This window comes from Nitratidesulfovibrio liaohensis (assembly GCF_011682075.1).
GTDB classification, from domain to species: domain Bacteria; phylum Desulfobacterota; class Desulfovibrionia; order Desulfovibrionales; family Desulfovibrionaceae; genus Cupidesulfovibrio; species Cupidesulfovibrio liaohensis.
In genome coordinates this window covers 1-7,244 of the sequence record NZ_VSMK01000083.1, presented here as the reverse complement: position 1 = coordinate 7,244, position 7,244 = coordinate 1, and the positions used below count along the sequence as shown (strand labels likewise).

Annotated in this window: 10 protein-coding genes; 9 read left to right on the top strand and 1 reads right to left on the bottom strand. The window is 67.7% G+C overall.

Going from position 1 to position 7,244, the window contains the following annotated elements; translation table 11 throughout:
• From FVW27_RS03730 to fliQ, 9 genes are all read left to right on the top strand, one after another.
• On the top strand, positions 1-695 hold a 695-nt coding region (locus tag FVW27_RS03730; protein ID WP_167122848.1), incomplete at its 5' end, for a YggS family pyridoxal phosphate-dependent enzyme.
• A 271-nt stretch (positions 696-966) separates the two neighbouring features.
• Positions 967-1,725: a motility protein A gene (locus FVW27_RS03725; RefSeq protein ID WP_167122846.1), complete on the top strand. Its 759-nt coding sequence runs from the start codon at positions 967-969 to the stop codon at positions 1,723-1,725.
• Between the two features lie 72 nt (positions 1,726-1,797).
• Positions 1,798-2,733, top strand: coding sequence for an OmpA/MotB family protein (locus tag FVW27_RS03720; protein WP_167122844.1), 936 nt, complete (start codon positions 1,798-1,800; stop codon positions 2,731-2,733).
• Between the two features lies 1 nt (position 2,734).
• Positions 2,735-3,616 (top strand): OmpA/MotB family protein, encoded by an 882-nt coding sequence (locus tag FVW27_RS03715; RefSeq protein WP_167122842.1) that lies wholly within the window; start codon positions 2,735-2,737, stop codon positions 3,614-3,616.
• A gap of 69 nt (positions 3,617-3,685) precedes the next feature.
• Complete coding sequence (locus FVW27_RS03710) at positions 3,686-4,201, top strand: flagellar basal body-associated FliL family protein (protein WP_167122840.1); 516 nt, start codon at positions 3,686-3,688, stop codon at positions 4,199-4,201.
• Positions 4,202-4,227: 26 nt separating this feature from the next.
• The gene (fliN, locus tag FVW27_RS03705) at positions 4,228-4,776 is read left to right on the top strand and encodes a flagellar motor switch protein FliN (RefSeq protein ID WP_167122838.1); all 549 of its coding nucleotides are present in this window, start codon (positions 4,228-4,230) and stop codon (positions 4,774-4,776) included.
• Complete coding sequence (gene fliO, locus FVW27_RS03700) at positions 4,769-5,446, top strand: flagellar biosynthetic protein FliO (RefSeq protein WP_208294611.1); 678 nt, start codon at positions 4,769-4,771, stop codon at positions 5,444-5,446. Before fliN ends, fliO begins: the two co-directional genes overlap by 8 nt.
• A gap of 331 nt (positions 5,447-5,777) precedes the next feature.
• Positions 5,778-6,455 (top strand): flagellar type III secretion system pore protein FliP, encoded by a 678-nt coding sequence (gene fliP, locus FVW27_RS03695; RefSeq protein WP_208294612.1) that lies wholly within the window; start codon positions 5,778-5,780, stop codon positions 6,453-6,455.
• 13 nt (positions 6,456-6,468) lie between these two features.
• The gene (gene fliQ, locus FVW27_RS03690; protein ID WP_167122836.1) at positions 6,469-6,738 is read left to right on the top strand and encodes a flagellar biosynthesis protein FliQ; all 270 of its coding nucleotides are present in this window, start codon (positions 6,469-6,471) and stop codon (positions 6,736-6,738) included.
• 134 nt (positions 6,739-6,872) lie between these two features.
• Here fliQ and FVW27_RS03685 read toward each other — a convergent pair.
• Positions 6,873-7,244: RNA methyltransferase (locus tag FVW27_RS03685; protein WP_167122834.1), on the bottom strand; the 372-nt coding region annotated here is incomplete at its 5' end.

Sequence of the window (7,244 nt, the reverse complement as noted above, 5' to 3'; positions counted from 1 at the left end):
ATGGCGCCGCCCGCGCCGCCGGGCGCGACCCCGCCGGGGTGACCCTGGTGGCCGTGTCCAAATACCACCCCGCCGCCAGCGTGGCTGCGCTGGCCGCTGCAGGGCAGCGTGATTTTGGCGAGAATTATGTGCAGGAAGCACTACGGAAACAGACCGAAGTTGCCGATATGACGGGCATGGGTCCGGATGCGGCCCCGCGCTGGCATTTCATCGGCCACCTGCAAAGCAACAAGGCCAAGGACGTGGTGGGGCGCTTTGCGCTGCTGCACACCGTGGATTCGGAAACCCTGGCCCGCAAGCTGGACCAGCGCCTGGCCAGCCTGCCCGCGCAGGGGGCCGGGGGCGCCGCGCCCAGCCAGGACATCTTGTTGCAGGTGAACATCGGCGACGAAGAGCAGAAATCCGGGGTGGACCCGGATGACCTGCCCGCCCTGGCGGACGCCGTGCTGGCCCTGCCGCGCCTGCGCCTGCTGGGGCTGATGTGCATGCCGCCCATTTTCGACGACGGCGAGGCCTCGCGCCCGTACTTTGCCCGGCTGCGCGAACTGCGCGATGGGCTGTCCGCCCGCGTGGGCCTGCCCCTGCCGCACCTGTCCATGGGCATGTCGCACGACGTGGAAGTGGCCGTGGCCGAAGGGGCCACCATCGTGCGGGTGGGGACGGACATCTTCGGCCCGCGACCAGTCAGGGGATAGTGGAGAGCAAGGGCCGTAGGGGTGGTGGGCAGATGAGGTGGCGGTCAAGGAGCGGGCAGGGCGCTTTTTTGCACGCCTCCGGCGGGCAGGGGCCATGCCCCCTGCACCCCCGACTCTCTGGCAAACGCCCGGCGACCGTTCCCCTTTGATCGCTGGGGGGTGAGTCAGTCACATCCGCCCGGACTGTCTCGCCGGACTGTCCCGATCGCCCGAAACGCCCGCCACACACGGGGCACGCACCAACCGCCCGCGCACGCAGCAGGGGTACCGCATGGATCTGGCAACCGTACTCGGCATCCTCATCTCGTTCGGGCTCATCGGCACGGCGCTGTCCATGGGTGGCAATCCGCTGTTCTTCGTGGATTCGGCGGCCCTGCTCATCGTGCTGGGCGGCACCCTGGGGGCCGTGCTGGTGCATTATCCCCTGCCTGTTGCCCTGCGCGTGCTGTCCATCACCCGCAAGGCCTTCGCCACCCGGCTGCACCGCATCGATCTGGTCATCGACCAGTTCATGGAATTCGCCCACCGCGCCCGGCGAGAGGGCCTGCTGTCGCTGGAACCCGCCGTGCGCAACCTGGACGACCCCTTTCTGCGCAAGGGGCTGCAACTGACCATCGACGGGCTGGAGCCCGACGCCATCCGCGAGATCATGGAAAGCGAGATCGCCGCGCTGGAGACGCGCCACTCCATGGGGGTGGACATCTTCAACGCGCTGGCCTCGTACGCCCCGGCGCTGGGCCTGGTGGGCACGCTCATCGGCCTGGTGCAGATGCTGCGTTCCATGAACGACCCCTCGTCCATCGGCCCGGCCATGGCCGTGGCGCTCATCACCACCTTCTACGGGGTGGTGCTGGCCAACCTGGTCTTCCTGCCGCTGGCGGGCAAACTGCGCCACCGCAGCAAGGAAGAGGTGCAGCTGATGGAAATGCAGCTGGAAGGCATCCTGGCCATTGCCCGGGGCGAAAACCCGCGCATCATCCTGGAAAAGCTGAGCTGCTATCAGCCGCCGCGCGAGCGACGCACGAATTAGGGCGACATCCGGCGGCACAGGCAGGCCCCAAGCTACCCCCATCCCTCCCCGCACGTGTACGGAGCACGGACCATGGCGCGCAACAGGCGGAAACCGCAGCCCGCAGGCAGCACCCAGCCGCCGTGGCTCATCACGTATTCCGACCTGATGACCCTGCTGCTGACCTTTTTCGTGCTGCTGGTGGCCATTTCGGTCATCGACGAGCGCCGCAGGGTCATGGCCGTGGGGTCGGTGGCGGGCAGCTTCGGGCAGGAGCAGGGCACCGCCAACCTGCGCGAACCGGCGGACGGCCGCCCCGTGCCGGGCATTGTCCCACAGGGTGATGCGCCCCCGCGTGGCCGCGACCTGACCCCCTTGCGCGACATGCTGTGGGAAGATGCCGAGCGCGACATCAACTATCAGGAAAATGGCTACATCCAGATTTTTTCCATCAACGACGAGGTGCTGTTCCGCTCCGGCTCGACGGAGCTGACCGAACGCGGCGCGGCCCTGCTGGCGCGCGTCGCCCCGGTGCTGCGCGGGGTGGAACACCCGGTGCTGATTGCCGGGCACGCTGCGCCCGCCCGCGACGAAGAGGGCATCCTGTTCCGGCTGCGCGGCGATGATCGTTCGCTGCCCACACCGTGGCGGCTTTCGCTGGGCCGGGCCACGGCGGTGTACCGCAGGCTGGCCGACCTTGGCGTGCCGCGTGGCCGCATGCTCATGGAAGCCCACGGCGACACGCGTCCCCGCTTCGACAACCTGACCCCCGAAGGGCGCCGCGCCAACCGGCGCGTGGACATCGTGCTCGACCGGCGCAACGCCGAATGGGCGCGTCGCATGGAATCGCTGAAGGAGGGCGCCCCCGTGCGCGAAACCTTCCAGTACAAGGGGTTCCGGTTCGACTTCGCCATGCCCGGCGGCGCGGGAAGCGGGGCGGGTTCAGGCGCTGGCTCCGGTCCGGGTTCCGATCAGGGGGCTGGTCAGGAGGCTGGCCAGGGGGCCAATTCGAGTGGGGGAGGGAACTGAGATGGCCGACACCCCTCCTTCCCATGTGCCCCCGCACACGCACGGCCCCGCGCGCCGTCCGCTTCGCGCCCCGACAGAGGACAAGCCCCGCCAGCCGTGGCTGCTGACCTATTCCGACCTGGTAACCCTGCTGCTGACCTTTTTCGTGTTGCTGCTGTCCATGTCGTCCATGAACCGGGTGACCCTGTCGCGCATCGGCAGCCATTTCGGTGAGGCGGGCGAGCAGGCTGCGGGCGTCACCGGCACGGTGCCGGAGCGCATCCGGCTGTTGGAGCCGCTGCTGGCGCGGCCCGCGCAGGTGTTTGCCCACCAGCGCGAGATCAAGGAACTGCTGTTCCCCGGCGCCGAGTTGCCCCCCGGCATCGACCGAAGTACACTGGACAAGAACCTGCGGATACTGGAACATCCGGAGGGCGTGGTGCTGGCCCTGACCGACGACCTGCTGTTCGCCCCCGGCCAGTGGCAGCTGCGCGAAGTGGCGCGCCCCCTGCTGGGCATGCTGGCCGAAGTGCTGGAATACGTCACCGCCGACGTGGCCATTGCCGGGCACAGCGACCCGCGCACCGAGGGAACGCCCGCATCGGGCGATGCCCCTGCAACGGGCGGGGCGGGTGATGCTGCCGGATACGAGTTGGCCGGGCGGCGTGCGTTGACGGTTTTGGAATATTTTGTGCAAAGAAGACTTGACCCGGCCCGGTTTTCCGTCGCGGGGTATGGCCCGGACCGGCCTTCCCTGGCGGGGCAGCCACCCGCGCCCGGTGCTCCGGGCGTGTCGGACGAGGCTGACGGCCCGGGCGCGGCCGTTGGGGCAAACGACCCGGACCGCAACCGCCGGGTGGAAATTCTGGTAAAGACCACGCCGAGACTCGGCGGATATCAGTAGGGGCCGCATGCGCGGTCCGGCGGGCGACCTGCCCGCCGCAATGTCCAGCTGTCCCAAGGAGCGAGCGCAGTGGCGGAAGAAGCCGCACCCCCAAAGAAGAAATCCGGCAAGCTGAAGTGGATCATCCTCATCCTGTTGCTGCTGTTGCTGGCTGGCGGCGGCGGTGGCGGGGCGTACTGGTGGTTCGTCATGCGGCCCGCCGCGCAGGGTGCCGAGGGCGGGGCCGAGTCGGCCAAGACCGAGGGCAAGGCCGACGCCAAGGGCGCCGAGGCCCCGGCCCGCAACGCCAAGGTTGCCAAGCTTCCGACATTTCTGGTCAACCTGGCCGACCCCACGGGCCGCCGCTACCTCAAGCTGACCATGGAAGTGGAGGTGGGCTCCGACGCCACGGTCAAGGAACTGGAAGGCCAGTCGGCCAAGGTGCGCGACGCGGTCATCCTGCTGCTGTCCAGCAAGTCGTACGCGGACCTCGCCCCCATCGAAAGCAAGCTCCAGCTCAAGAACGAGGTGGCCGACCGCCTGAATCAGATTCTGGGCGGCCCCAAGGTGCTGCGGGTGTACATTACCGAAATGGTCATCCAGTAGGCGCGATTCGCGCAAGAGGAATACCCATGAGTGACGGCAAGGATGTCGATCAGGATCTGCTGGCGGCCCAGTGGGCTGCCGCCCTGGAAGGAGAGGACGACGAGGACGGCGGCGACAAGGCCGCGTCCGGTGCCGCCGCCGGGGGCGGCGAGGACGACGCCCGCCTGGCCGAGGAATGGGCCAAGGCCCTGGCCAGCGAAGAGCAGACCCAGTTGAAGAAGGAAAAGGAACAGGGCTTCTTCGCCTCTGCCGCGCGCGAGGCGAAGTTCAAGGATTTGACGGAAGAGGCCAAGTCACCCCGGCCCGACAGCGGGCGGCGCGAACTGGACTTCATCCTGGACATTCCGCTGGACGTGTCGGCGGAACTGGGCCGCACCCGTCTGCTGATCAACGAACTGCTTCAGCTGGGGCAGGGTTCGGTCATCGAACTGAACAAGCTGGCCGGTGAACCGCTGGAAGTCTACGTCAACGGCAAGCTGGTGGCGCGCGGCGAGGCCGTGGTCATCAACGAAAAATTCGGCGTGCGCCTGACCGACATCATCAGCCCCATCGAACGGGTGAAGCAGCTTGCTTAACGCCACGGAATCCGCAGCGGGTGCCGCCGCCGACATGGCCGCGCAGGCTTCGGCCCAGACGGAGGGCGCCGTGCGCGCCGCCATTTCCGCCAACGCCACCATGGGCGATGCGGTCCAGTCCCTGCCCCATGCCGCAGGTCAGGTGGCGGCCAGCGCCGCCAACGCAGTGAATGCCACCATGGCCACGGCCAACGCTACCGTCGGAACCACGGCGGGCACCGCCATGGGCACCGCAGACGGCCTTGCGGCAGCCGCCGTTCCCGCCTTTTCGTGGAGCGGGTACATTCAGGCCGTGGGCGTGCTGTTCCTGCTGGTGGGGCTGCTGTGGCTGGCCCTGTGGGCCGTGCGCCGTCACGGTGGGCTGTTCCGCGCCGTGCCGGGTGCGGGGGGCTTTTCGCGCGACGATCTGCGCCTGGAGGCGCAGTTGCCCATTGGCCCGCGCAAGGGGCTCATGGTGGTACGCTTCTTGAACAAGCGATTGCTGCTGGGCGTCACCGACCAGCAGATAACGCTACTCACGGAGCAGGACCTTGACCATGAGCACGGCAGCGACGACGCAACTTCCGACGCCGGAAGCCTTTCCGATCAGCCCGGCGGGCGCGGCTCCGGCGGCTTCTCCTCGGTGCTGGGGCGTGCCCTCGGCAAGGGGCGTGCAGCTTCGGGAAACTGACGCACCCGTCGTCAATTCCGCCCCGGCATCCGCCCGCCGGGGCGTCACCGGCCTGACGGCGGACCCCGCCCGGGCCATTACGCCGGACAGCACGCCAGACGTCATGCCAGGCGCCATCCGTCAGGGCATCACCAGTCCGGCAGCCGTCCGTCCCCTTGCCCCGGCTCCCTGCCACCTGTCCGTGGGCCACACGGCCCTGCCCGGCAGTCCCCAACTGCCCGGCATCACCCGCCCCGCCTCCGTCTGCCGCCTGCTTTCCCTGGTCACCGCGCTGTTGCTCCCCCTGCTGTTTCTGGGCAGCGGGCAGGCTCATGCCGCGCAGGACCTGGTCATGCCCACCATGCAGCTTACCCTTGGCGCGGGCCAGACCGAGCCGGAAAAGGTTTCGCTGCTGCTCGAAATCCTGTTCATGCTCACGGTGCTGTCGCTGGCCCCGGCCATCATGCTTACCGTGACCAGCTTCACCCGCATCATCATCGTCTTCCACTTCATCCGCCAGGCGCTGGGCGTGCAGCAGTTGCCGCCTTCGCAGGTGCTGGCCAGCCTTGCCATTTTCATGACGGTGGTGATCATGATGCCCGTGGGCAAGCAGATCAACGACACCGCCCTGCAGCCGTACCTCGAGGAGCGCATCGGCTTCAACGAGGCGCTGGACAAGGCCCAGGCGCCGTTGCGCACGTTCATGTTCAAGCACACCCGCGAGAAGGACCTGTCGATCTTCTACGCCATCACCAAGATGGAACAGCCGCGCACCAAGGAAGAGGTGCCCACGGTGATGCTGGCCGCAGCCTACGTCATCAGCGAGCTGAAGACCGGGTTCACCATCGGCTTCCTGATCTACATCCCGTTCCTGGTGCTGGACATGGTGGTTTCCAGCATCCTGCTGGCCATGGGCATGATGATGCTGCCGCCCATGATGGTTTCCATGCCCTTCAAGCTGCTGCTCTTCGTCATGGTGGACGGGTGGGCGCTGCTGGTGGGGTCGTTGGTCAACAGTTTCGCGGTCTGAAGAGGTACATCGCATGACGCCGGAAATGGTCATTGCCTTCGCGCGCCAGTCCATCGAAATCGCCCTGCTCATCTCCCTGCCCATGCTGGGCGTGGGGCTGGTGGTGGGCGTGGTGGTCAGCATCATCCAGGCCGCCACCCAGATTCAGGAGATGACGTTGTCGTTCATCCCCAAGATCGTCTCCATCTTTCTTGCGCTGCTCATCTCGTTTCCGTGGATCATGGACAAGATGATCACCTACACGCGGGATGTTTTTCTGAATATTCCCAATTACATCAGGTAGACGTGCCTGTTCCTGCCGCCCCGCCGGGCGGCGGTTGCGCTGCAACGAAAAGGCTCCCGCCCTTCCTTTGGAGGGGCGGGAGCCTTTGTGCGTTGGACTGGGATGCCGTGGGTGCGCGCGGGGCGGCGCGGAGGCTACCCCTTCTGGCGGCGCGCCGCGAAGCACCCCACCAGGATGGCCCCGGCCTGGGCCACGTTCAGCGAATCGAAGTCGCGGGCCATGGGAATGGACAGGGTGAAGTGGCAGCGTTTGGCCACGTTGGGCCGGATGCCGGTATCCTCGTTGCCCAGCACCAGCACGGCGGGGGTGCGCAGCGGTTCGGTGAACGGGTTGCGCGGCCCGCTGCCGGGCTTGCCGTCCGTGTCCGGCGCGGCCCCACCCGCCGCATAGATGGTGTAGCCCGCCTCATCGGCTTCATCCAGGGCGCGGGCCAGGTTGGTCACCTTGGCCACGGGCAGCTTTTCCAGCGCACCGGCGGCGGCGCGGGCGGCAGCCCCGCCCAGGGC

Coding starts and splice junctions, on each gene's coding strand:
- fliQ (WP_167122836.1), top strand. CDS start 6,469: ATGACGCCGGAAATGGTCATTGCCTTCGCGCGCCAGTCCATCGAAATC.
- FVW27_RS03715 (WP_167122842.1), top strand. CDS start 2,735: ATGGCCGACACCCCTCCTTCCCATGTGCCCCCGCACACGCACGGCCCC.
- FVW27_RS03725 (WP_167122846.1), top strand. CDS start 967: ATGGATCTGGCAACCGTACTCGGCATCCTCATCTCGTTCGGGCTCATC.
- fliN (WP_167122838.1), top strand. CDS start 4,228: ATGAGTGACGGCAAGGATGTCGATCAGGATCTGCTGGCGGCCCAGTGG.
- fliP (WP_208294612.1), top strand. CDS start 5,778: ATGCCCACCATGCAGCTTACCCTTGGCGCGGGCCAGACCGAGCCGGAA.
- FVW27_RS03720 (WP_167122844.1), top strand. CDS start 1,798: ATGGCGCGCAACAGGCGGAAACCGCAGCCCGCAGGCAGCACCCAGCCG.